This is a genomic window from Parabacteroides sp., assembly GCF_977054455.1.
In genome coordinates this window covers 84,480-109,021 of the sequence record NZ_CDRTCT010000018.1, presented here as the reverse complement: position 1 = coordinate 109,021, position 24,542 = coordinate 84,480, and the positions used below count along the sequence as shown (strand labels likewise).

The window sequence follows — 24,542 nt, the reverse complement described above, 5'->3', positions numbered from 1 at the left end:
CGAAATACCCGCCTTGCGCCTCCGCGTATGCCGCCGGGAATCCGCCTAACCCCGTCCCTGCAAGCGGCTGTCCGGCAATCGCTTTCCCCGTCACTTTCCACATCAGCAACCGCCCGTCCGCCGAATCCCGTTTCATCCCGTAAACCCCGGCAATGGTACATCCCACTAATATCGCCACAATTGCAATAAAAGGAATTGTCGCATTCTTATACCTTATATATGCAGCTTTCGTCTTCTCCCATCCGATCCGTTCCGCCCAGTACACCCATCCGCAAGCCACGACCGCCGCCATCCACGCCGACCGGCTCATTCCGGCAGGCAGGACAATCAGGATAGCTCCGACGCATACCCAGCCGAAATAGTGCATCCACTTTTGAAACCGCAACGCCGTCCACAGGCAAACCGGCAGGATGACCGCCAGATATCCGCAGTAAGGCCCCGGATTAAAGAAAGAACCTGTCAGCCGGAAAAGCGAATGGTTGGAATAGGCATAGCCATGCAATTGCTGCATTCCCCGGACGGCTTCGACCAGTCCGGTGAGCATCCCGACGAACAGAAAGAAAAATTTCAAGAAAGGAGCCTCTGCCAGACAATAGCGCAACAGGAACCACAACACGACCAGCTGTCCGCCGAAAAGCAGTTTCGCGGGTTCGGGATCGAGCTGCCGGTCGTATGTCGCGAGCGTGATCCCGGCAAAGAGGAGCAACAATCCGTCCGGCAATGCAAACGGGATGCTTTTCCTCCCGCCGAACCATGCCGTCACCACCGTCCCGATCGCCATCAGCGCCATCGACAGGTGGAACCAGAAGACTTTTCCCATCATAATGCCGTTCGCCAATCCGCTGTCGCCGACGAGCGGCGTGGCGATCAGCATCGCCCCGAAAACGGATGCCAGTGCAGTCCGGATTCCATGCCTATGCAATTTGAGTTCCATGCTTATCCGTTTTTTATTCGATTTTCTTCATGAACCGATCCCATCGGAACTGCCCGGTGTACGGATCGACCGATTTCCAGACAAATGCCGCCTTGCCGACGATATATTCTTCCGGCAACAAGCCCCAATAGCGCGAGTCCTGCGAGTTCAGGCCTTTGTCACCCGCCATGAAATAATAGTTTTTCAAGAAGCGGTATTCCCGTATCGGTTCGCCGTTCAGGAAAACGGTGGAATCATTATACTCTAATTTAGCTTTCTGTTCCCAAGAGATTAGTTTATGATATAACTGATAGTTCTTTCGGTCCATTGGTAATTGGTCACCAGCTTTGGGTATATAGAGTGGTCCGAAATTCCGGATATTCCAATTTATATTAGAATCAAATGGGAAACAGTGATATACACCGCACGGAAACTCTTCCAGCAACGTTTGTCCGATCTTTTGTTGTGACTCGATGTTTCCGAGTGGCTCATCTATTCCTTCTACTCGAAATCGACCATTCTTGATGGAAAGCGTGTCTCCCGGCAGTCCGATGCATCGTTTGACATAGTACTTTAAAATGTGCATCTCGATCCTGTCCCAGTTGTTCGGATGTGGAAAATTGAAAACCAGCACATCATTCCTTTTGATTTTTCGAAGTCCGGGAGTCCTGTAAATCTTGACTTGCTCCAACCGCAGTGTTGCATTGAGGTTGAAAAGCCTTGCTCCTAACGTCGGTTTCCAGATAAGGATAGCATCCCCTTCAATCAGTTCAGGCTCCATAGAGTCGCTGGGGATACGGAAAGACGTGAATAAGAAAACCTGGCAAAAGAACCATAGAGCGATGAATATAAAACTTAATAGTAATAAGTTTATTCCCCAATTTAGTATGTTATTTATAAATTTCATTGTCTTTATTGATTTCAAATGAAAAGAACTGTTTTTTTTGCTTGAAGAAGAATACCTGTTCTTCTTTTCCTTTTGATTTGTTTTTAAGCCAAAATAAAGCCCCTTTGGGAACTCTATAATATAATGTCCCTTCATCAGGAGATTGAATACCTAAAGATTCCCATCCTTTATTTCCGTTTTGAAAATATAATTCGTACAAATCGTCCGGTATGACGAAGTTCTCATCATTATGAGGAATATATTTTACTTCTGCAATTTCGATTTCCTTTTCCAAATCAAAGACAACCATTGCAGATGTGTCTTTTGAAATGAAATAAGATAAAGGATTTTGATCGCATAGATTAGTCACTTTATATTCTGGCAAAGGCAATAAAGGATTTGGACTATACGATATTTTCATAGGAATATATTGGTTGTTACTATCGTATAAAGATAGTTCTGCTAATTCGATTTGTTTTCCTTTAGGTGCTTTTAAGCGTATATAGCGACATTTTACCGGATTATTTAATAACACAGAATGACGATTCCCTATTATAGTGTCAGGGGTGATCGCAAGTGTTGTGGAATGTTTGAAAGCAATGTCTTTATCCCCTTCGATTATTGCTCCATGTAGATTTTGGTTCATATAATTGATCAGGTATGGTTGAAGCGGAAATTTGCGAGTAATAGGAACTGTGTCCCATTGTGTTGTGTCTGGAATAAAATAATACATCTTTTTCCCGTCATAAACAAATGGAAAGCCTTCGGGGTGTATATGTCCTTTTTGCAGAACCAATGGTTGGAATACGATGTTGGTTTCTAAATTGTGAAAAGTTGCAACTCCTTTTTCTACAATAGTTTTATCAATTGCAATCCAACCTTTAGGACTGAATACACCTAACATGGCTAAGTCGCATTCACTTTGTATCGGGATTTGAACATTATTTTCCCCAAAATAATTTGCTGACACATCTTTTATAAATGGATCACGGAACAAAGTCGGGATAGCTTTATTTTGTATTTCATTTGCCGTATAATGATTCTGTATACCAAAAAAACTTCGATAAACTTTGCCCTTTCTTCGTCCATCGTCCTTCATGTCTCTACTTGCTTCAAACACTGTATACCAGAAAGGTAAGAAATGTCCGGTAGTGTCTCGTACAACATTCCAAGTGTGACTTCCTTGATAAACAGTTGAATGGATATATCTATCTATCGCAGTAGGTATACCACATGCCCTCATTGCATAAATTCCGATGTCGCATCCTTCACGACAAGCACCTAAACGGTAGTTAAAAAGAAATTCACCTCCCATGTGTGGAATGGAGAAATCTGTATTATGGAAAAATTTATCTTTTTTAAGTTCTCTGATTAACAGGTTACATGCTTCAACAACATCGTTACCCTTATAGGTATCTAATATCGGCGAATATTTTTCGTAAAATATGTCTCTCCAATCAGTAAGCTCTTCATCTCCTACTCTGTATGGTAGAAGATATTCACAAAAGTCTTCAAATGACAGGGATTTGTTCCAAGGGTATTTTTTCCAAACATGGAAAGCCATATCTATATTACTAATTAAATAATCAGCCTTTATATGTTGGAGGTCATATCTTTTTAAAGGGATTGTATTAAGAGATTGCCACTTTTTCTTGACTTTACTTTCAATTATTAGCGTGTTGTTTATTACTTGATTATTATTTGATGCATAAACTAATATGTTTTTTATGGAATCTTGATATGGACTTTGTAAACCATATTTACCAATCATATTGGAAATTAAGAATATGGCTGCGTTATATTTTTGAGGATCATTTTGATAATGTTCCAGTGTCTTTTCAAGTTCTTGTCTGTTTTTTCCGGCAAATTCAAGGGCGTATTCTAATTGTTTGTTCTGGTGAAAAGAACAAGCAGAGAATAGTATTATCAAATATAATATGGCAGATTTTATCTTCATTGTATAGCTCTTTTATATTTATTACCACCACACCTGTTTCCCATCCTCATAAGTAAACGGCCTATGCTCTTTTCCCCGTGTATGGTTATGAATACGGAATAGGGCATTTAGGGGTATATCATGAAATGTCAGTTTATTCTCTTTGCCATATTGTTGACCTAATGAAATCCATTTCTTGTCCCAATAGAATAATTCATATAATTCTCCTGTAACAATTCTATTGTCGTCGCTTCTTGGGTAAAACTCGACTTTTTCGATTTTACAAGGTTTGCCGAAGTCGAAAACGATATATTGTCGTTTCTCAGATCTGTCGGGTTGATAAAACGAGACTCTGTCTCCATCTATTACGTTTTCGAGTTTGTTGTCACTTATTCCTTTTGTTCCTGTCAGTTTACCTTCCAACTGTTGCCGGTTTTCGGAGAAAATTTTTATTTCTGCAATGGAATAGGAATCCTGAAAATCTGGCGTGTGTTGAAATTCGCAAACCAAATAGCGATATTTCTTGTTTGTCGGAATTTTGAAACTGTCTTCATAGAAAGGCAGTTTCTCAATTGTATATACGTTTAGACTGTCAGATAAATCTTTATTATTGCAAACGGAAAAACGGGTTCCGATTGTTCCTGCGGCCTGTAACGCCGTATGCTGACGGTATGGCATTTTCGAGTAGAATGTTGCAGATGTTTCCTTTTTGTCCGCTTCTTGTGAAAAGCATTTTAATTCTCCATTCTCTTTGAGAATAAAAGCATCTCCTGCCGGTATGATTGTTCCGTTCTCGTAGTAAGCCGGCAGGTAAAGCACATTCACACCGACTTTTGTAAATAAGGCCTGTTTTTTTCTTGGAATGCTCCAACAAACCGGAATCCAATTATTATCGTCATAACAGCATAAATAGACATATTCTTTTTTGTGTTTGTTGTCCCATAGAGGAACCTCGATGTCTTTGCATACGATATATTTATCTGTAATGTCCTCTATCCCCGGATTCCTGAAGAAATCGGGAATTTCCTCTTTTGCTCTGAGTGCCAAACTGTTTTGTTGTATCTCATAATTGATCCTGTACACTTTCGGAATCGTTCTACAGTATTGTATAGAAGCATAGGGAAGTGTATCTTTTACTGTCGGACTGTAGGTGTTTTTCCAAAATATATTGTCGACCAATATATCATTATCGGAAATGTATGGTCTTTGAGTATTATCGTATAATTTCTCTATGCGTTCATCTCCGATTATTTCTGTCCAGAAGTGGGAAGAATTGGCATTTCCCCAATTAGGGAAAGTATTTAAAGCTGCCGGAATGCCGTTTGCCCGCAGTGCAGCAATTTTATAAATGTTCGCTTCTAAGCAGGTCCCGATTTGTGCTTTTGCGAGATTTTCAAAAGTTGTAGGGAGCAGTCCTTTATGTTTTTGGGAAAAGAGTACCCAGTTTTGAACGAATGTCTTATCTATATCTTCGGAAATGATTTTACCGATCTCTTTGTATGATTTATGAGAGACTGTATCTCTTAATATTGCATACTTTTGTTCAAAGAAGTCTGAAGCTTGTTCCCAATAACAGTTGCTGGTTGTGTAGGGAAGGATATATTTACAAAAGGTATCAAAGTTGATGTCTTTACACCACGGATATTGCTGCCAGGTATGAAAACAATAATTGATATGTTTGATTAAGAAACTTGCAGATATATGTTGGATATCTGGGATATATCTGGGATATGATATTGTATTTAGATATAACTGTTTAATGCTATCGCAAATAATATATTGTACGTTGTTTTCATATCGACCATATCTTTCAAAGTAGACAGTAAGAGCATCAAAATAAAATTGAGATGCTCTTATAGAGTTGTAGTCTACTGTTTGTTTTCCGATCATGTTGCTGATAAGAAAATAAGACGCTACAAGTTCTTCTTGATTGTCTTGATAGTGTTTTAATACATTATCTAATTCTTGTGCATTCTTATTTGCAAGTTTGAGCGCAAGTCTTAAAGGCTGGTCTTCAAAAGACGAGCAGGATGAGAATAAAAATATAGAATATATAAGAACTTTTATAGACATGTATTTTTATATATCTGTTAATTATTACAGTTGTTGCTCTAACACTATTTCTAAAATTGCAGGATTGTTTTCAATATCAAAATCAGGAAGTAAAGTCAATGATTGTTCATTGTCTAAAATGCAGTAGATCTTGTTATTGCAAACATAGTTTGGCCATGCATAAATAGTTTGGCCATTAATTTCAAAAGGAAGCCCAGGTTGTTGTGTGTTTTTGGTACATCTTCTGGATATAAGTGTCTTATCTTTGATATTCCATAAATCAAAATAATTACGCTTATTATAATTGAATGATAAAAATAGGTATTGATCAACAATAAAGCCATAATCATTCCATATATAGTGTTCTCTTATATCTTTTTTTGATGCATCTGATTCTATTTCTATAGGTATTTTATAACGACCTTTGTCTATAATTAAAAAAGGAAAAACATTATCTGTCGTAATTGTGTAAAATGTATCTGGTATATAAATGCAATTTTTTTTATTGAATTTGTATATGGGATTCGTTCTTGATAAGCTAACATTTGATATTTTTGTGTTATTCTTAATAAAAGAGTTTATGTGATTAAAATGCATGTTGTATGCTCCTACGAGGTATGAAGACGATTTGAACTGATTATAAGCTACGATAATATCACCTTCTGAAGTTATCCCCATTGAATTGATAGTGTCGTTTTTTATCTGATTAATATTTTCCCCTGTTTTAGAGTATGTTATAATCTTGTCCGTTATATAGTCATACAAATATAAACATTGATTTACAGGTGAGTATTGAAGATCTCCAATACGACTATATTCATAAGGACCATTTCCTCTTTTATCTATAGTAAAAAGATGTTTGCCATTTTTAATATTAAAACTGTATATTATATTTTCGCTCTTGATCCACATGGTAGAATCTTTAATGTCACATATAACTGGCCAATCTAATAATATAGAGTCTGATGTTTCTAATTGTATTATTTTGTGATTATATCTAATATCTTTTGTCCGATTATACTCTGATAATTCTAATGACTTGAATAGCGGGATTGTTTTGTTATATGTGGATTTGTTATTATCGCATGATAATAATGCAAATAATATTGTAATATAATAAATGTATCTCATTTGTTTTTGATATTGTTGTTAACTATTGATAAACCATTCTCTTTTACGCTTTGATAATATATGTTTGTTATTTCTCCGTTTTTTAATTCTAATATGCAAGGATATATTTGTTTTTTTATTGGATTAGCTTTAGATAAAGATCTTTTACTGCTAAGTTATGTACAGGATTCCCTATTGCAATCACTTTATTATCCCTATCCAATAAAAATGTCTGAAATGTCATATCTGTAGGAAATTTATTTGAATTGTCCAATAGATTGGCATAATCGATGCAAACTGGTCGATCGAAATTATCTTGTTTCAAGAGGTAGCGTAATTCTTTATCATCTTTAGACTGGAAGAAAAAAAGATAAGGTATACTGCCATTAGTAATAGAATCTGTATATTCAATCAATTCTTTCCATTTATGCAATTGCAGTTTACAACTGGTGCAACCGACGGAGTCAACATAAATCAAAATTTTATGCTCTGATTGTGGAATATCGTAGTCGACTGTGTCTGTGACAAAACGGGTGAAAACCATATCCTGCGGAAAGACGATCTCTTTCCCTTGCCATTCCTGAACCAGACGGGCGAATTGCTCTTTCTTGTTTTCCCGGCAAGCGGCTAACAAAAATAATAGGGACAATATGTAGAGTCGTTGTTTCATTTTCTTGTTATATTTTAAATTCCATGATCGGCTCGTCGCTTTCTACACATGTGGCGATGATGGTCTTTGTTTTTTCGTTTATATCGATTCCGTATATGGGTTTATCTAAGGTGTATTTTTGTATGGGATTTCCTTTCAGGTCGAATACATATATATAACGTCCTCCATCTTCCGGCTTTTCACCTCGTTGGTGAGAAGCTAATTTATCCTTGAAATGTACACCTTGGAATACACTGTAAATGTGTCGGTCTGTGACAACAATATCGCTGAATCCCATAATTCCGGTAGGGAAGCCTTCGCCTTTTACATTTTTAAATTGGGGTTCACCGTTTGGACCGTATAATACGGTATGGGTATTTTCTTTGGTGTTGTATATTTCGATGGATTCTCCTAATTGAGTGACCATTGCCAATATACCATTATGAGGGTTGTAATCAATAAAGCTACGCCATGCCTGGGCCAATGCCGGACGATTTTCCGATGCAAAATCTTTTTCAGAGGGGATTTTACCGATGCTTTTGATAGGTTTACCACTGTAGTCGACTTGCCAGTAGCGGTGTTCACCTAAATAATCGGGGATGAGGAAACAGGAATCTGTGGCATAAAAGTCCAAAGAACGAACCAAACTTTTATCCAGTTGTATCACATCTCGTCTTATAGCCGACCGATTTTCAGCAGAGACAACCCAGCATGATATTTGCATTTTATTTGCATCGAGGGCATATATCGAATCTGGGGAATTAAATTGAAATGTTTCGGCAGAGAGCATTTCTTCAGGTCCTTCCCCTCGTTTCCCGAAAGAAACGATATGTTTCCAAGCAGGGTATGTAAAGGCATGAAAATAGTAATCGGCGTTGTGCAAATCCATTACAATAGCCATACTGTCTTTGACCGCTACCCGGAATGGGTAGCGGAAAAGAGCAGTATCCAGTTCGATAACTCGCGCACTTATTGCCTTTTCATTGGGAAAAGTCGAATATCGGGGATAGTAAGTACCGGGGGAATCGGTACAGGAGATTATCGCACTGATACCTATTAATAATATGTATGCAAAACGTTTCACGGTTATTCTAAACTTAAACCTGATATTTTGTATTCTACTTTGTGACCTCGGCAATCAACCGAACCGCAACCAAAGCAATTGGCATCCGCATCATTTTCGCCTTGGGCCAAAGCTTCAATATTCTGGAATGCCAGTTTGTTTAAATCTGTTGTTTCCCTGTTGCCGGAAAAACAGTATGCTGCCATTAAGCAGCCTGCTGCTAAGATAAGTTTTACAAGTGTTTTCTTTTTCATTTTCGTATCTGTTTTTGTTTGGACAAAGGTCGTTCTTTGTGTTAAGCCATGCAACTGATTTTGGTAACAAATTTGGCAACAGTTGGCAACAATTGGCAACAAATTCAGAACTGTTGAAAAATTCCCTTAACCTATTGTTCGTAATGAGTCCTTTGATTATATTTGCTTCATTAAATAAAACAAAATGAAAATCAATAAATTGGACACAATATTTTCAGTTGTCGTTTTTTTGACAATATTGATTATGTTCTTGTCTTACCGATATGCCGTACACGTAAAAAAAGAAGAAGTTCAAAGAGCTTTTTATCTGTTTAAGCAGTCTGTGAAAGAAGAAGAGACGCTTATGCAACCCGAACAAATATTTTGGGGAGATTCAAAAGTCGAGCTCCGGTCGGACTCTGTCATTATAGAAACTGAAAAAGGAAGAGTTCCGTATGAAAGAAATGAGCAGGCGGACAGTCTTGCTTTGATTGATAAAAGAGAATGGAGCTTCCAACTATTCATGACTTTCAAAAATCCTAATCGTGCCTTTACCCTCGACTGTATTTAGCAATTTTTGTAAAGAGGCGTTGAAGCGGCCTCTGAATGAAGAAGATGAATTGACAAAGGAAAATAGATGCTAAACCGAGCAATAAAGAAATCTATGATACAAACTATAAAGCGCTTTCGAGAGGACCTGAATGCCTTTCCGGAATTCTCAATCGAAATAGAAAAGAGGTGAAAATAGGGTTATTGTTCTATTGATAAATCAAATGTTCTTTAGGACCTTTTTCTTAATTTACATTCTATATTTCAATATATCTTGTCCACCTTGTTTTGATCTTGAAATGGCTATAATAAAACTATCGTCTTCGCTTACGGCAAAGGTTCGTATGTTCCGATCCAATGATATCGTTCCTTGAGACTTTCCATCCCAAGTGTAAATATACAATCGGGAGTTGTTGCTGAAATCGGTTGAACCATCGTACAGGCAATAGACGTATTTCTCTGTCCCGTATGTTTCAATAAAACATTTTCGGGTAGCCTCTATATCGATACCATCATGAACGGCGACAGGTACGACGATCTTTTTATCTGTAAAAAAAGTTTTTTCCACTATTCCGTCAAGATTATAAAAAGAGATATGGTTGGTGTACCGATAGGCCACAACTATACGTTTTTTCTTTTCATTCAAAACCAGGCAGGCCGAATATGCCACAGGCTTTCGCTGAAGACTTTTCGCTACGTCTTTGTCTGGATCGACCCAATAGTACCCGTTTGTCTCATTATAAAAGAAGAATGGATAGTTTTTGTGAGGAGAAAAAGGCAAAGCGCATATTTCATCGGATATGAAGTTATAGTCCGTGTTATTCCACAATCCGTTGATGATGCGAACTGATGAAATCAAAGAATCCGTATCAGGATCGATGCTTTTCAAATAAGAATCGTTGTCCAGCACCCGGATGCCTTTATAAGGAACTTCAGCAATCTCCTTGCAGAAAGAAGGTTTTTTCAAATCTTTTTCTCCGGTTCCTTTCAATAGGTATCCGACAGGACATCGCAACTGTTCATTCCGGTAAATCCGCAATATGCTGTCATTCTTGTCATCTAAAAAAAAGGAATATCCGTTTTTTATTTTGAGGGCATGAATATAACTCTCGTCACCCAAATGATTCACGATGGTACTCGTATATGTTTTTCCATCGACAAAATCCTGCCGGCAAGAGGAGATACATACCGATAGCAGGAAATAGCTTATAAAATAGAATAACCTCATTGTTAGAATTTTTTCCATCTGTATAGACAAATAATAGGATTATCATCCAATGTTTTATTATTCACAATCGGATAAAGCAACATGTCTTCTTTTACGCGCTCCATATCTTCATTTATTGGTATGACACCGATAATACAATCGTCTGTCGCTCCCGCCGGAAACATCAACATCCCCATATTCATTGACCGGTAATAGTCTTTCAATGTAAACAAATATCCTTTTTTGTGTTTTTTACTATAGATCGCCTGAATGGGCATCAAGTTTTTCTGTATAGAAAAACAAATCAAATTTGAACATTCGTCCATCCTGTAACTCGTGATATAATTCGAATCATACAATGCTTTTGAATAATCTTTATCTGTACCGGACGAAGAAGCCTCACCTTTTAGGTAATTTAAATCAGGGAATACGTAATTCTCAAATTTGATAAGGTATTTCTGTTCAAAATTCCTATTTGTATATCGCCATACATCAGGGAACAGATGATGATAGATATAAATTTCATTATTTCCTTTTCTATAGAAATGAGATTTACCAGGTTTCACCAAAGTTACATAAGGAGTGGTAAAAACGGCTTTAAGGAAAACAGATTCGGGGTTAAGTAAAGAATCTGTCATTTGTATGTAATATGAATTTGAATCATTACGTTTTTGTGGATTTCGAAACCCATTGCAGCCGAAAAATAAAATTTGTCGATTGGACATACTGATGAAATCGGTATAATAGAAATCAGTGTTTATGGCATAGTTGAAGCGATACGTTTTTAAATCGAAAAAAAGGATTCTTCCTCGATGTTTGTCAGAAATAAGGATCTGATTGTTTACAGAGTCAATGTCAAAACTGCTTATTTTTACATATTGTTCCGGTCCGTTTCCTTTTTCACCTACTTTCGTAATGAATTTCCCATTCATATCAAAGATAAAAAGATCTTCTGACTTTTTACCTTCCAGAATATAGATCAGATTATTTTTAATTTGGATATCCGAAATGGAACCGATCAAACACTCTTCCGTTGTTTCCAATGGTATGAATTGAATGCTTAAAGAATCTGCCAAAGAAATATATTCATCTTTGCAATCGATGATCTCTATTGTTTCGTCTTGTTCTACAGAGCTTTTGTCAGCAGAGCAAGATAGTATGAATACAAATATAAAAAATAATGCCGTTCCTTTCATGTTGTCAAATAAACTGTAGTTGTGTCTTAAAAGACTGTTGCGGAGATTTATGTTATTAATGATTTTTCCGCAACAGGTGATTCCCAATCCTTTTGTTCTTTTCTCCAATTTACTACTTTTGTCGTTACCTCCTTCTTTATTTGTTATTGAATGAGGAAAAGTCCGGGAGTTTCTACAAAAGTAATCCATAAAGTTTAAAAACAGCTCATGAATTTGGAATTTGTCTGTAACCTTGCCTTTCATATTCGTGTAAAGCATACATCATATTGGATTCTACGTTATTAAACTGTATTACCCCATTTTGAGATATGGTTACGCCACAACTCCACCATTGTCTGGAATCGAAAAAACTGAGATAGACAAAACTCCCTTTTCTCTTTTTTCTCAGGTTAATGGACAATGTATCTTTGTAATAAGCAGCACTTACATCTTTGAGGTAAGCATTTTTATAGTAGGGATATAGTAACTTTCTTCTTTTAGCTGTGTATTTGCGTGCTTCTTCTATTTGTAAGGCATACATTTTGCGGTATATTTTGCCACATCTGAAGTCTCCGATCCGAGTATCTCCTCGGAATGTTGTCCAAGTGTCATACCAGAAAGGAATGTCCATACCTGTTGTATCTTTTATAACGTTCCATGTATGGTAATGTCGTACGTTAGTCTCTTCCATACAAGGGATTCCGATAGAGCGACATACATAAGTAAAAAGGTCGGCAAAATCTCTACAGTTTCCGAATCGATTGTCGATTAGGTAGAGAGCTCCAAGATTTGGCAATGAAAAAGCTGTACAATGTCGAAATTGAGGCTCTTTTAATATGTTTTTCACCAAGTTGGCTGCTTCAAGAACATCACTACTCGTATACATCGAGTCAAGCAATGGACTGAAAGTGTCGGAATATAATTTTCTCCAATTTTCCAACGGTTCATTCCCGACCCTGTAGGGTAACAAGTATTCACAGAAATCATGAAAGGAAAGATATTTTCCCCAAGGGCGTTTATGCCATTGTTCGAATGCTAAATCAATGTTTTCTATCAAATACTCGGCTGTTATTATTTGGACATCATGGATTTTCGGTAAATCCACATAGGAATAATTTCCCCATTTTTGGATGTGCTTTGGATCAAGGTAATGATGTGAGTCTGTAAATGTCAAGACGTGCTTGATACTGTCCATTTCTCTTCCTTGTTGGTAAAAGAAATGTGCCGGCATGTTGCGTATTAGGAATTTGGCGGCTTCTAATTTCAAAGAATCATTTGCATAATGCTTCAAAACCTGCTCTAATTCTTTTTTATTACTATCCGCATATTCCATCGCAAAAGACAACTCCGGTTGTTTGTCTTTGGAAAAGGAACAAGAAGATAATACAGACAATAATAAATATAGCAAAATGATACGTTTCATCTTTTTTCTGATTATTTCTCCTTTTATTTAAGGGAATTGTTTATTCAAAAAACTCTAATATATAAGGATTATCTTCCATATTGCAGATAATCTTATTGCCAAATTTGTCGATCACATCTTCGGGATATTCCGAAAGACGATCGGGTGTGATATATAATAATATGCTGTCATCGCTCTCTGTGTCGGAAATAGTGGAAAGAGTCGTCCCGTATGAGAATTGGGTTGAGACCTTTTGTCCTCCTTCTACTTTTGTCAGGTAGTTTTTCCCGCCTTGATGCGTTTGTAGCCAGATTATATTCCCTAAAGAAATCATGTTGTTGATGTAAGAGCATTTATTGGCTTCAAGGATAAAGTCGACACCGTGCGCTTGAAACATTTCCAACAACTGCTTTTCGGTGAGGAATTCCTTTCCTCCGACATAGTGTCCCATTTGGAATTGCTCAGTTTGCGGGTTGAATGAAACGAATGTGTTTGAGATACCTAACTGGAAAAGATAACAGGATTCATAAGCCACAAATTGTACCGGTCGGAACATGATGTAGGGTATTTCTTTTTTCAAATATTCGGCAATGATTTTCCCCTCTTTGTCTACCAACGTCAAAATGTTTTCGTTCTGTCCGGTGACAAGCAGGACATGAGAGTTCTCCATCTTTTTAAATTTATGGATTACAAATGGATAGGAGATTTTTCTTTTGAAAGAAAAATCGGTAGCATCGTAGATTTTCAGGCTTTTGTTGTCGGATATCCACACTTCGGTTTTGCCATTTATATCATAGACATCGAAATCTTCTATCCGTGGGTATTCTTCCGGCCCTTGCCCCTGTTTGTTTAAAGACGATACGAATTTTCCGTCCTTGTCGAAATGGTGGATTGTTTTGCCATTAGAGGATAAAATATAATAATGATTCCGAAACTTCCTGATCTTATCAATCTGCCCGATCAAACTGCAGGAAGTCGTTTCCAACGGAGTAATTTCGTAGTGATCAGAAAACAACTCTGTCCATTTCGGCTGGGATTCTTCAGGGGATAAATCCGCTATCAAAACAATTTCGGTTACTTTTTGATTTGAGCACGAACTCAAAAGCAGGTAAACTAAGCATATAAGAAAGAACTGTTGGGCGATATTTTTCATCTCTTATTCTTTTATTTTAATCGTTAGTAAAATCCAATCGTTCCCAGTGGTTGATAATCCGGGTAACATTTTCCGGATAGCCGGGTATGTGCATTTAATATTTAAGTAATGACAGGCAAGGTCATTCTCGCGAACAAGCAAATAAAGATTGTTTTTATCTGAACCGATAAAAGGATTTACATATTTTGATCTGAAATTGTCAAAAAGACGATCGAAAGAAAAGAGTGTATTATCTTTACCGCGGATGGCACAAAAATCATCTCTTTTCCCCGTTAGCTTAAAAAAAAGGTATCCCGAAGCGGAATAAAAACTATAGCAGTTGTGAATGTATTTTTTCTTATCGATTATTTCAGCCATCTCCGAATCTTCTTTGGGATACTTGTTTCTGGTTAGAAAATCCCCACGGAAATCAAGACTATAATAAGGAAGTACTTCTTCTCTGGATGTGTCATATCTGTAGATTGTGTCTGTGTTATCCGGGAGAATCAAAATGTCGTCAGCATCTGTCGTATATAGATTATAAGGTGCGAACAACCATTCTTTTTTCCCCCATTTGGGCAGATATAATTTGTGGATAGACTTGAAATCGGTGAGAGCCATAAAGTGTCCTTCAATGTGCCCTCTTTCAGTATTGGCTCCTCCCGAATAAACCAAAAAATCTTGTTTTGCGATCGGTATGATGGCGGCACATGGAAAAGGCAAAGACACTTTTTTGACCGGTGTGCCATCCAGTTTGAACTTGTTGATAATTTTGAATCTACTTACGACCCACAACTCCTCCAATTCCGGAACAATACACATGGAATTGACTATTAAGGCATCTGGAAATATAATTTCCTTTATGAAGTTTCCGGACTTATTGTATATATATACATTTTTTCCAGCCATAGTACTCCCCATAAAGTATAGGAAGTCTTTATATTGAACCATATTTGTACAAAAATCAAATACAGTATTACTTAGTTTTGTACAAGAAATGTCTGTAATCAAACTATCAAATGTGATTTTCTGATAGTGATTCATGTCCATTTGAATAATATCTTCTCCACGGGAAGGAGATGAAATACCGTTAATACTATTTGTACAGAACAAGTATATAAAAAGCAGGAGTCGCATTCTTGTCTCTCTAATAATTAATAATATTTTATATCTCCGCAGGTGCATGGATATCCAACACCGTATGAGTCACAAATTGCAATCCAACCGGTTACGGAGCTATGTCCAGTTCTCCATTTACAGACACCACTCCCTTCGCCACTGGCCAGTGCCTCGACATTTTCCAATGCCAAATCAGAAAGTTCAACCTCTTGTTTATTTTGCTGGTAGTTCCAGCCTGCTGCGGCGATCGCAACAACAGTGATTACGCCAAAAAATTTCTTTCCCATCTTTGTATTATATTTAGGGATTTATCATTTTCCCGTTAATTGCTTTATTCTACTGTCCCGATTGATGCGGACCGAACGGTCGAAGTTGTCGCGTTTCAGTTTCCGGCATTCCATAGGTTCGGTTACGAAACGGGTGAAGACCATATCCTGCGAACTGTTTTTTAATTGAAATTCAATGATCTGCATTTCTGGATTATCCGTGATTCCATATAATACACCTTTCTCTTGATTAATCGTAAAAGAAAATATAGGGATGTTTAGCTTATATTGTTTTAATGGCATGCCATTGGAGTCAAATACTATGATTTTATCATTTAGGTATATAGGGGAATTGTTAGAATCGAAATATTTCCCTGAATATAATACCCATATTTCATTATTATATTTATTGGGATGAAAATAAGCATCACGAGATTTTCCTTTTGTCTCTTTGAATCTGATTTCTTCGCCACTGGATCTTTGTTTGATTGCCGGGAAAAAATGGTCGGGACCTTGTTCCCTTTTTTTTAAATTCCCTTCGAAATCGTATATCTCTATCAAGTCTGTTCGTTTGTTTGTTACCACAATATCATTTTTATTCATTATCATTTGACATGTGAACGATTCTATTTTTTCATATATTGATAAATCTTCTCCATAATCAGGGTAGTCGCCTATGTATTTTATAAAATCCCCTTTTTCACTAAATAAAGAGAATCGTTTTCCTTCTTCATTAAATGAAATTGCCAGAATATTCCCTGAGGGTAAATGGATTGCGTTTGTTGCCGGTTTTGATAAATTTATTATATTCAAAGGCTTGGCTTGTTCAGTTAATAAGTCGCATATATCGTATGTGAATATTTTACTTTTCATTTGATCAAAAATAGAGATCTGGCTGCCAATACGCTGAATTCTGTCTATAATCAACAATTCTTCGGGGCCATTCCCGTAAGATATATTGGAACATATTTTCTTATTATTGTTTAAATTATAGACATCGAGTAGCACATCTGTATTCATATTGTTCAGAATTAATAATGAATCAAAAGAATAAAGGCCTACAGGTCTTTTTATGTCAATATCAAAATTCAAGGGTCTACCTGTAAGTCGATAGGTCTGATCTTGCATATTTGAAATATCAAATGTGGAGCAATTGCTATATTCTAATTTATCTATACAAGAAAAATTTAGCATAGCCATTACAAAGATGATACAATTTAGTATTTTCATATTGTTCTTTCTTTGATAGTTACTGTATAGTATGGTTGTAATATGTTGTATATGCTTTTTAAATCTTTGGTGTGAAAATTATCATCGATCAATCCCTTCGATTTTAGTTTAGTTTCCAACTTATTTTCTGGTGTATCATAATATAATATGACAATAGGAGTGTCTTTTTCTCTAACTTCAGAATCTACAAATACAAATTTAAACTTTTCTTTTTTGATTTTAAATTCACTCATGAATAGAGGAGTAGAAAGTAACATTTTGGTCCTATCTTTCACCGTATCTACAATAATTGAAAAGAAACGTGATTCTCCCTTACTGAATTTTAGATCACATACTTTTTTATTGATATAATTCTTTTTATCTTTATTATATTCATTCAAGAAAATATCAATTTCTGTGTCTTTTTCAGATAATGGAAACTTTATTTTTGACTCATGAGCCTTATTGCTTATTATCTTTACAGATCCTATAGGATATGAATAAGCACGTGTTTTTCCCTTGTTATTCTCAAATAATTTAGAATCTTGAGAACATACGGAACTTGATGTAAAAAGTAATGTTAATAGTAAATATTTTATCTTCATGGCTGCATCTATTTTGTGTTATATGTTAAAGAGGGTATGTCAAAAGTTATATTATCCAAACTTGTAGATTTTTATAACTCGTTTCAAACTTCTTGATTTTGACATACCCTTTTATAAAAATATCAACTATCCAGATGGTTATCTTGCTCGGTAATAGAAACAATAGGTTGGTCCCATTGTTCCTGGGCCAAATACATGGCATTGATAATTATAATCAAATGTACAATTCCAAAAGCAAGTGTTAGAAACTTCATTTCTACTCTGATTGAAATTCCAGCCGGCAGCCACTGCTATTGCTACTAAAAGTGCTGCACCCAATATACGCTTTTTCATTTTCGTATCTGTTTTTGTTTGGACAAAGGTCGTTCTTTGTGTTAAGCCATGCAACTGATTTTGGCAACAAATTTGGCAACAGTTGGCAACAGTTGGCAACAATTGGCAACAAATTCTGAACTGTTGAAAAATTCCCTTAACCTATTGTTCGTAATGAGTCCTTTGATTATATTTGCTTCATTAAATAAAACAAAATGAAAATCAATAAATTGGACACAATATTTTCGGTTGTCGTTTTTTTGACAATATTGATTATGTTCTTGTCTTACCGATATGCCGTACACGTAAAAAAAGAAGAAGTTCAAAGAGCTTTTTATCTGTTTAAACAGTCTGTGAAAGAAGAAGAGACGCTTATGCAACCCGAACAAATGTTTTTGGGAGATTCAAAAGCCGAGCTCCGGTCGGACTCTGTCATTATAGAAACTGAAAAAGGAAGAGTTCCGTATGAAAGAAATGAGCAGGCGGACAGTCTTGCTTTGATTGATAAAAGAGAATGGAGCTTCCAACTATTCATGACTTTCAAAAATCCTAATCGTGCCTTTACCCTCGACAGTATTTATCAAGAGCAATTAAGGGGTGAAGGGATAATTGCCCGGACTGCTGTGTGTTTTTCACAAGGTGATAGCCTGGCCGGTTGCTCAAATGAAGCGGTATGCCGGAGAGGAATTGCCTTGTACCCTGTCGTGTTTGGGCCGAAACATGATGCGAAACGAATAGAGCTGCAGGCGTATGTTTTGTTTTCTTCTTCCTACTTGATTAGCCGGATGCCTTTGATCTGGGGGTTGATTTTGTTGTGGTGTATTCTTGTTGCAATGTATATATGGCAACGGCGCAAAAAGATGGATCATAAGGAATCCGTTAATCCTGCTACACCGATACCGGTAATGATCTCTTCGGACGCTTCGGAGGGGATAGAGATAGCACCAAATGTTTTTTTCAATAAGAAAACGGGAGTATTAAAAGGCCCGAATTGTGAAATCTGCTTGACAAAAAATCGTTTACTCGCTTTTATCTGCTTTTTAGAAGCACCGGATCATACTGTCAGTTATCTCAATTTTTGTAAAGAGGTGTTGAAGCGGCCTCTGAACGAAGAAGATGAATTGACAGAGGAAAAAAAGATGCTAAACCGAGCAATAAAGAAATCTATGATACAAACTATAAAGCGTCTTCGAGAGGACCTGAATGCCTTTCCGGAATTCTCAATCGAAAATATTCCCGGCGCATATTATCTGCATATAGTAATGCTTAATTGAAACGACTTAGTACGGATTATGTCGGTTCGCATTTGGTGAACATAAAATCGGAATTTACCGCGCTCCTTTTCTTAAGAGAGGTGCCCCTTATTGTAAAAAACAGATTATTTCACATTTGTGCGTTTGTGTTACACTTTCTTTGTCTCCCGATGGAAAAGCAGCACTTTTCCCCATTTACCGTTCTTTTTCTCGCCAACGACCGTCTTCATCGCCACGAGAAGGGACTTTATCGCCATGAAGACGGTCGTCATTACCGGTGATTCCGGCACCTCACGACAATGAAGACGGTCGTCGGCGAAATGAACTGCGCACCTCACGGAAGAAACCCCGAAAAATACGTTTGTCATAAAAGAGCGGGCATCGACTTTGTTCGGAAATATTCGATTCTCCGGGAGTTGAGCTTTTCCACATTGTCACCGTCCAACGGCTCAAAGCTACCAAACGAAACCTGAAGATGGACGAACCGCCGACCTCGTAGCATTCGCCGTCACCGTAAACCTGTTTAAGCGCACAAAGTGTCGATTCAAAACAACCCCGAATTTCAATCGAAATAGAAAAGAGGTGAAAATAGGGTTATTGTTCTATTGATAAATCAAATGAATATAGATTGAAGTCATCTTTCCATCCTAAAGCGATCAACTTCTGATCATCATCGGTTACGCAAAGGTTGAATAGCTTTACATCGGAAATTAGGTGACAAATACGTTCTCCATCCCAATTGTAGATGAAAATATCATTTGTAAGTTTAGCATTCATCATTCCTTCATTACTATGTGTCTCTAATTTTTTTCCAGAGTATAATGCGTAAATGTATTTGTCGGTCGCATAAATATCCGTGTATCCAATGATATTCTCCTTCCCATGCCTGATGCTACTATATCCTGGGCGACTATCATTTGTATATACAGGGTATATGTCATGATAACTTTTTATCAGTTGGGGAGTCGTATCTATTTGATACAATTCGAATATAGCTCCGGATGAACAAACGGTTGCAAATCTATTCAGACTTGGGTTGCAAACCATATAATCCTGGTATGCAAGCACTTTACTTTTTATTTCAGATTCATTTTTGTCGTTTGGAAAATTTCCGAATGATTTTATATATTCTCCTTTACTATTCAGTATGGCGTATCTTTTATCGTCATTTTCGTTTCTGTTCATAAGTCCGGATATAATATATTTGTCATTTATCTGTATGGCAGCTAATGGCATCTGTTGTAAATTCAGTATATTAGATGTATTTCCGTTTAAATCTTTTGTTATGATCTGTTTTTTTTGGATATCTAACATCTTAATGCTTTTACTATTTGTTTTTTGCATTAAGCGAAGCATAATATATTCATCTGGACCTGAACCAATTTGGGCAAAAGAACGAATACTGTCTTTTGTATAATATATTTGGTCTAATAAGGATTCTCCCATGTAATTTTCTTTAATGAGAATTTGCTGGTCTTCGAATGGAATTATTCTGCCAAATGAGTTTATTTTATAAGTATCTACATTTAATTTGTTTGATTCTATATTAAACACCTTCTTGAAGTGTTCTTTAGGATCTTTTTCTTTATGACTACAAGAAATAGTGAATATAATTGCCAATATGAATATTTTAGTACTTATCGTTTTCATGTGTCAGATAATTAGAAGCAAGGAGTTCTAAGAACTCCTTGTAAAGTTAATAATGAATTATTTGTAACCTGGAATGACTGTGTGACCTAAGTCATCATTAATTTCGTAACATGTTTGAGAAGTCATGATGCAAGGTACACCAACTTCTATTTCAGGATCTGCCAGTGCCTCGATATTCTCCAACGCCAAGTCAGACAGTTCTACACTCTGTTTGTTTTGCTGGTAGTTCCAGCCTGCTGCTGCGGCGATTCCCAACCCTTTTGTTATTTTCTCCAAATTTACTACTTTTGTCATCACCTCCTTCTTTATTAGTTATTAACCCTTATAAAACGAAATACCATAGGCATAAGATCTCTTATGCAAATTGTCGAAAAAATCTTTAACGTTTTCATATTTCCACCTTCAACAGACTTGTAAATAGTATTATTGATCGATTGAAAAAAAATATACATTCCCGTATTTCTCTTTAACTATAATTGATATTCTATCACATGAAATTCTGGATTATCACTTAGCCCATACAATTTATTTGTCATAGGGTTGATTGTAAAGGTAAAAATAGGCGAATCCAATGTATATCGTTGTAGAGGATTTCCTTTATCGTCAAATACAAAAAGTTGATCTTTTAGATATTTGTGGTTTTCACGATTAAAATAGATCCCAGAGTATAAAACATACACTCTCCCATTTATGGATAAAGGTGAAAAATATGCATCTCGTGATTGCCCTGAAACAGAATTAACATGAACTGATTCATCTTGAGTAGTCTGTTTGATTACAGGAAAAAACAAATCAGGACCTTGTATTCTTTTTTTCAAATTTCCATATATATCATATAGCTCTATTAAATCTGTTTGTTTATAGAAAAGGAAGATTCCATTTTTATCTGGAGACAGGGTAGCATAGCAGGAAAGCCCTTCTATTTTTTCAAAAGGAGTCAATTTTTCTCCATATTCAGGGTATTCACCCTTTGTTTCTATAAATTTGCCTTCTGAGTCGTAGAATGATAAACGCTTTTGAGCATTATTATAAGCTGTTGTCATAAAATGGTGATTGGGTAAAATAACGATATTCCCAAAAAGATCAGGCAGCATAACTTCTTTTATTGCTGTTGGGGATATAGTATCTGAAAATAAGATGTCTTTTTTACGATAAGCAGATATGAATGGTCTTTGTGTATCAGATAACCATAATAGGCTGTCAAATGATTGTATTTGTTGTATATGAAGAAATTCTCCAGGGCCATTTCCAAAAGAAATAGATGTGTTAACTTTCTCTCCTGTATTAACATTATACATGTGCAATATATGTTCGTCCATATCTTCTTTTAGAATAAGGATTGAATCTTCTATGTGCAGTGCTGTTGGACGCATTACCTCTTTAGAAAATTGAAGATCAATACCTTTAATCTCGCCTTTATCCAAGAAATCCGTTAATTTGAAAGATATGCAATTCTCATAAACCTTTTTGTTGTTACAAGAACAAAACGCAATAAAGACACATATACTGATAAATTTTACAATTTTCATGACCTTTATTTTTTAATTGGCTATATAATATACTATTATGTAACGATTTAACTTTGACGTGATGAGATCTTTTTCATTCGGATCCAATTTCCCGTCATGCAAAAAGGATTTTAATGTTTTTTGTTTGATCCTGTCTTTTATATCTGCTTCATATATAATCAATAACGGAATCTCTTTATTGTAAATCATCTCTTTGGTATAGTCGAAAAACTTATAGTCGAAATATTTGTTCAAATCAGCTGTTACTTTTTCTCGAAGAGACATGGAACCGGATCTATAAAAAGAGAAAATTTTCACATGTCGACAATTTGATGTATCCGGAGTTAATATCCAAGACACAGTGCTTCCTTTTGCCGGATTAGCAAATTCAGTCAGTTCAAATTCATCCGGTATGTGTTTTTGATCAACGTATTCCTTTGTGTAGATTTTGTAGTTGGTTTTTTCTTTAGTCGCTTTATTACTGATAGTTCTACTTTCACTATTGAAAGACGGACTATCTACGAACTTTCCATTGTTAGGGGTTGTTGTACGGCGAACACCTTTAGATGGAAATAAATTTTGTCCCCATGTGACGAAGGGAAACAACAATAATATGATAATTAATTTCATGACTGTATTTTTTCTACTTTCTACAAAAGTAATCCATAAAGTTTAAAAACAGCTCATGAATTTGGAAACACTTTAATGTTTCCGCTAAATATTTCCGAAATGTTTCCGGGGTACTGATTCTGATTGCTTATTTTTACTATTTTTGTTTTATAAATGAAGCGGAGATGAAAAAGAACAGGCCAATTATTATTCTTTTAGTAATGCTGATTTTAACAGTGTTGGTTGTGTTTTTGTCTTGTCGGTTACTTCGTTTTTTGTAAAGATGTGTTAGGAAAATATTTCAGGTTTGTGTTATCGGCTGAATATTAAAAATTCATTCTCCTTATCCGAGACGCCATCCTGAAAAGGCCTGGGAAACAGGATTTTTTATATTTAGATATATGTTAAAGCATACAATATCCCCCGGTTAAACAGGACTTTTTGATATTGGCTTGTATTCCAGTGTCTTATAGAATACTATGTTTCTTAAAAAATATTACCCCTGCGGGTAAATTGAAAAATATGGGGTAGAAAATCAAAATAGATGCGGTAGAGTTTCGATTTGGACTAATGGGTAGTAAGACAAACTATACAATAAGGGATGGAATCGTAATCTTTTTGTTTTTATGAGAAACATAGCCGGAAAAACAGGAAATTACTATCTTTGTTGTATTGCGAGTTGAATGTACGGCTCCAATAATCATGAAAGGACAGCCATGAGCAATAAAATTTATCCGATAGGTGTACAAAACTTTGAGAGTCTCCGCCAAGACGGTTATTTTTATATCGATAAAACCGAGTTTATCTATCGTCTTGTCAAGTCGGGACGTTACTATTTCCTGAGCCGTCCGCGCCGCTTCGGGAAAAGCCTGCTCATGTCAACGCTCGAAGCCTATTTTCAAGGCAAGAAAGAGTTGTTCGAAGGTTTGGCGATAGAGCGGTTAGAGAAAGAATGGTCGCAATATCCGATCCTGCATTTGGATTTGAATGCCCGCCAATACGACAGGCCGGAGTCTCTTGTCGAAGAATTGAACAAACATCTTGAAATTTGGGAACAAACGTATGGCAGTCCGTATAGTGACCGTAAACCGGAAGAACGCTTTTACCAAGTGATTCGCTATGCGTATAAAAAAACCGGCCGGCGGGTAGTGGTCCTTGTGGACGAATATGACAAACCGCTGCTTCGGGCAATCGGGAGTGCGGAATTGCAGGAGGCTTACCGTAATATCCTAAAAGCTTTCTATGGGGTTTTGAAATCAATGGATGGCTATATCCAGTTTGCCATGCTGACGGGTGTGACCAAATTTGGAAAAATAAGCGTATTCAGCGACTTGAACAACCTGGATGATATCTCCATGCGTGAACCTTATGTTGATCTATGCGGCGTGTCCGAGCAGGAGATACATGATAATTTGGAAGAAGAGCTTCATGAATTGGCAAAACTCCAAAACATGACATACGAGGCAACTTGCGCCAAGCTCAAAGAGTATTATTTACCAGAGCGGCTACCTGACGATCAAAGGTTATGACGAAAGATTCGGGATTTATCAGTTAGGCTTCCCCAATCGGGAAGTGGAAGAAGGGTTTGTACGATACCTGATGCCTTTTTATACGAATGTCAATAAGGTAGAATCTCCTTTTGAAATTCAAAAATTTGTCCGTGAAATAGAGTTGGGACAACCCGATGCCTTATTGTAAAATAAT

The 24,542-nt window shown here is 36.5% G+C and carries 23 protein-coding genes and 2 pseudogenes; 3 read left to right on the top strand and 22 right to left on the bottom strand.

The features are described from left to right. The 8 genes and pseudogenes from ACW6QF_RS10760 to ACW6QF_RS10725 all read right to left on the bottom strand — a co-directional run. Window positions 1-934: O-antigen ligase family protein (locus tag ACW6QF_RS10760; RefSeq protein ID WP_456087824.1), on the bottom strand; the 934-nt coding region annotated here is incomplete at its 3' end. A gap of 13 nt (window positions 935-947) precedes the next feature. Continuing rightward, entirely contained in the window at window positions 948-1,820 is an 873-nt protein-coding gene (gene lepB / locus ACW6QF_RS10755; protein ID WP_456087823.1) for a signal peptidase I, read from the bottom strand. After that, window positions 1,804-3,756 (bottom strand): hypothetical protein, encoded by a 1,953-nt coding sequence (locus ACW6QF_RS10750; RefSeq protein ID WP_456087822.1) that lies wholly within the window; start codon window positions 3,754-3,756, stop codon window positions 1,804-1,806. Before ACW6QF_RS10750 ends, lepB begins: the two co-directional genes overlap by 17 nt. Window positions 3,757-3,777: 21 nt before the next feature. Then, on the bottom strand, window positions 3,778-5,808 hold the full coding sequence (locus ACW6QF_RS10745) for a discoidin domain-containing protein (RefSeq protein WP_456087821.1): 2,031 nt from the start codon (window positions 5,806-5,808) through the stop codon (window positions 3,778-3,780). A 24-nt stretch (window positions 5,809-5,832) separates the two neighbouring features. After that, entirely contained in the window at window positions 5,833-6,918 is a 1,086-nt protein-coding gene (locus tag ACW6QF_RS10740; protein WP_456087820.1) for a 6-bladed beta-propeller, read from the bottom strand. Between the two features lie 121 nt (window positions 6,919-7,039). Next, window positions 7,040-7,567, bottom strand: a pseudogene (locus tag ACW6QF_RS10735) (hypothetical protein); the annotation flags it as partial. A 7-nt stretch (window positions 7,568-7,574) separates the two neighbouring features. Then, window positions 7,575-8,630 (bottom strand): BF3164 family lipoprotein, encoded by a 1,056-nt coding sequence (locus tag ACW6QF_RS10730; RefSeq protein ID WP_456087819.1) that lies wholly within the window; start codon window positions 8,628-8,630, stop codon window positions 7,575-7,577. Window positions 8,631-8,632: 2 nt separating this feature from the next. Beyond that, window positions 8,633-8,863, bottom strand: coding sequence for an NVEALA domain-containing protein (locus ACW6QF_RS10725; protein ID WP_456087818.1), 231 nt, complete (start codon window positions 8,861-8,863; stop codon window positions 8,633-8,635). Window positions 8,864-9,047: 184 nt separating this feature from the next. On the opposite strand from ACW6QF_RS10725, the gene ACW6QF_RS10720 reads away from it, so the two are divergent. Then, window positions 9,048-9,413 carry a hypothetical protein gene (locus tag ACW6QF_RS10720; protein WP_456087817.1) on the top strand — a complete coding sequence of 122 codons (366 nt, stop codon included), beginning with the start codon at window positions 9,048-9,050 and terminating at the stop codon, window positions 9,411-9,413. 228 nt (window positions 9,414-9,641) lie between these two features. On the opposite strand, the gene ACW6QF_RS10715 is transcribed toward ACW6QF_RS10720, so the two are convergent. The 9 genes from ACW6QF_RS10715 to ACW6QF_RS10675 all read right to left on the bottom strand — a co-directional run bounded on the left by ACW6QF_RS10715 (window position 9,642) and on the right by ACW6QF_RS10675 (window position 17,839). Next, complete coding sequence (locus tag ACW6QF_RS10715; RefSeq protein WP_456087816.1) at window positions 9,642-10,619, bottom strand: hypothetical protein; 978 nt, start codon at window positions 10,617-10,619, stop codon at window positions 9,642-9,644. Window positions 10,620-10,621: 2 nt separating this feature from the next. After that, window positions 10,622-12,037 carry a 6-bladed beta-propeller gene (locus ACW6QF_RS10710; RefSeq protein ID WP_456087815.1) on the bottom strand — a complete coding sequence of 472 codons (1,416 nt, stop codon included), beginning with the start codon at window positions 12,035-12,037 and terminating at the stop codon, window positions 10,622-10,624. Beyond that, on the bottom strand, window positions 12,000-13,196 hold the full coding sequence (locus tag ACW6QF_RS10705; protein WP_456087814.1) for a transglutaminase domain-containing protein: 1,197 nt from the start codon (window positions 13,194-13,196) through the stop codon (window positions 12,000-12,002). Before ACW6QF_RS10705 ends, ACW6QF_RS10710 begins: the two co-directional genes overlap by 38 nt. Before the next feature lie 40 nt (window positions 13,197-13,236). Next, entirely contained in the window at window positions 13,237-14,328 is a 1,092-nt protein-coding gene (locus ACW6QF_RS10700) for a 6-bladed beta-propeller (protein ID WP_456087813.1), read from the bottom strand. Between the two features lie 3 nt (window positions 14,329-14,331). After that, a complete protein-coding gene (locus ACW6QF_RS10695; RefSeq protein WP_456087812.1) occupies window positions 14,332-15,216 on the bottom strand; it encodes a 6-bladed beta-propeller in 885 nt (294 codons plus the stop codon). Window positions 15,217-15,461: 245 nt separating this feature from the next. Beyond that, window positions 15,462-15,713, bottom strand: coding sequence for an NVEALA domain-containing protein (locus tag ACW6QF_RS10690; RefSeq protein WP_456087811.1), 252 nt, complete (start codon window positions 15,711-15,713; stop codon window positions 15,462-15,464). A 24-nt stretch (window positions 15,714-15,737) separates the two neighbouring features. After that, window positions 15,738-16,922, bottom strand: a complete 1,185-nt coding sequence (locus tag ACW6QF_RS10685) for a BF3164 family lipoprotein (RefSeq protein ID WP_456087810.1) — start codon at window positions 16,920-16,922, stop codon at window positions 15,738-15,740. After that, window positions 16,919-17,506, bottom strand: a complete 588-nt coding sequence (locus tag ACW6QF_RS10680) for a hypothetical protein (RefSeq protein ID WP_456087809.1) — start codon at window positions 17,504-17,506, stop codon at window positions 16,919-16,921. Before ACW6QF_RS10680 ends, ACW6QF_RS10685 begins: the two co-directional genes overlap by 4 nt. A gap of 138 nt (window positions 17,507-17,644) precedes the next feature. After that, window positions 17,645-17,839 (bottom strand): NVEALA domain-containing protein, encoded by a 195-nt coding sequence (locus tag ACW6QF_RS10675; RefSeq protein ID WP_456087808.1) that lies wholly within the window; start codon window positions 17,837-17,839, stop codon window positions 17,645-17,647. A 194-nt stretch (window positions 17,840-18,033) separates the two neighbouring features. Here ACW6QF_RS10675 and ACW6QF_RS10670 point away from each other — a divergent pair, with 194 nt between their 5' ends. Next, on the top strand, window positions 18,034-19,092 hold the full coding sequence (locus ACW6QF_RS10670; protein ID WP_456087807.1) for a hypothetical protein: 1,059 nt from the start codon (window positions 18,034-18,036) through the stop codon (window positions 19,090-19,092). 128 nt (window positions 19,093-19,220) lie between these two features. Here ACW6QF_RS10670 and ACW6QF_RS10665 read toward each other — a convergent pair whose 3' ends face one another. The 5 genes from ACW6QF_RS10665 to ACW6QF_RS10645 all read right to left on the bottom strand — a co-directional run bounded on the left by ACW6QF_RS10665 (window position 19,221) and on the right by ACW6QF_RS10645 (window position 22,859). Then, window positions 19,221-19,439, bottom strand: a complete 219-nt coding sequence (locus ACW6QF_RS10665; RefSeq protein ID WP_456087806.1) for a hypothetical protein — start codon at window positions 19,437-19,439, stop codon at window positions 19,221-19,223. Between the two features lie 226 nt (window positions 19,440-19,665). Further along, a complete protein-coding gene (locus tag ACW6QF_RS10660; protein ID WP_456087805.1) occupies window positions 19,666-20,721 on the bottom strand; it encodes a BF3164 family lipoprotein in 1,056 nt (351 codons plus the stop codon). A 57-nt stretch (window positions 20,722-20,778) separates the two neighbouring features. Continuing rightward, complete coding sequence (locus ACW6QF_RS10655) at window positions 20,779-21,015, bottom strand: NVEALA domain-containing protein (protein WP_456087804.1); 237 nt, start codon at window positions 21,013-21,015, stop codon at window positions 20,779-20,781. 176 nt (window positions 21,016-21,191) lie between these two features. Continuing rightward, window positions 21,192-22,250 (bottom strand): BF3164 family lipoprotein, encoded by a 1,059-nt coding sequence (locus ACW6QF_RS10650; RefSeq protein WP_456087803.1) that lies wholly within the window; start codon window positions 22,248-22,250, stop codon window positions 21,192-21,194. A gap of 12 nt (window positions 22,251-22,262) precedes the next feature. After that, complete coding sequence (locus tag ACW6QF_RS10645) at window positions 22,263-22,859, bottom strand: hypothetical protein (RefSeq protein WP_456087802.1); 597 nt, start codon at window positions 22,857-22,859, stop codon at window positions 22,263-22,265. Window positions 22,860-23,554: 695 nt separating this feature from the next. On the opposite strand from ACW6QF_RS10645, the pseudogene ACW6QF_RS10640 reads away from it, so the two are divergent. Next, a pseudogene (locus ACW6QF_RS10640) lies at window positions 23,555-24,527 on the top strand (ATP-binding protein); the annotation flags it as partial. Window positions 24,528-24,542 lie beyond the last annotated feature (15 nt).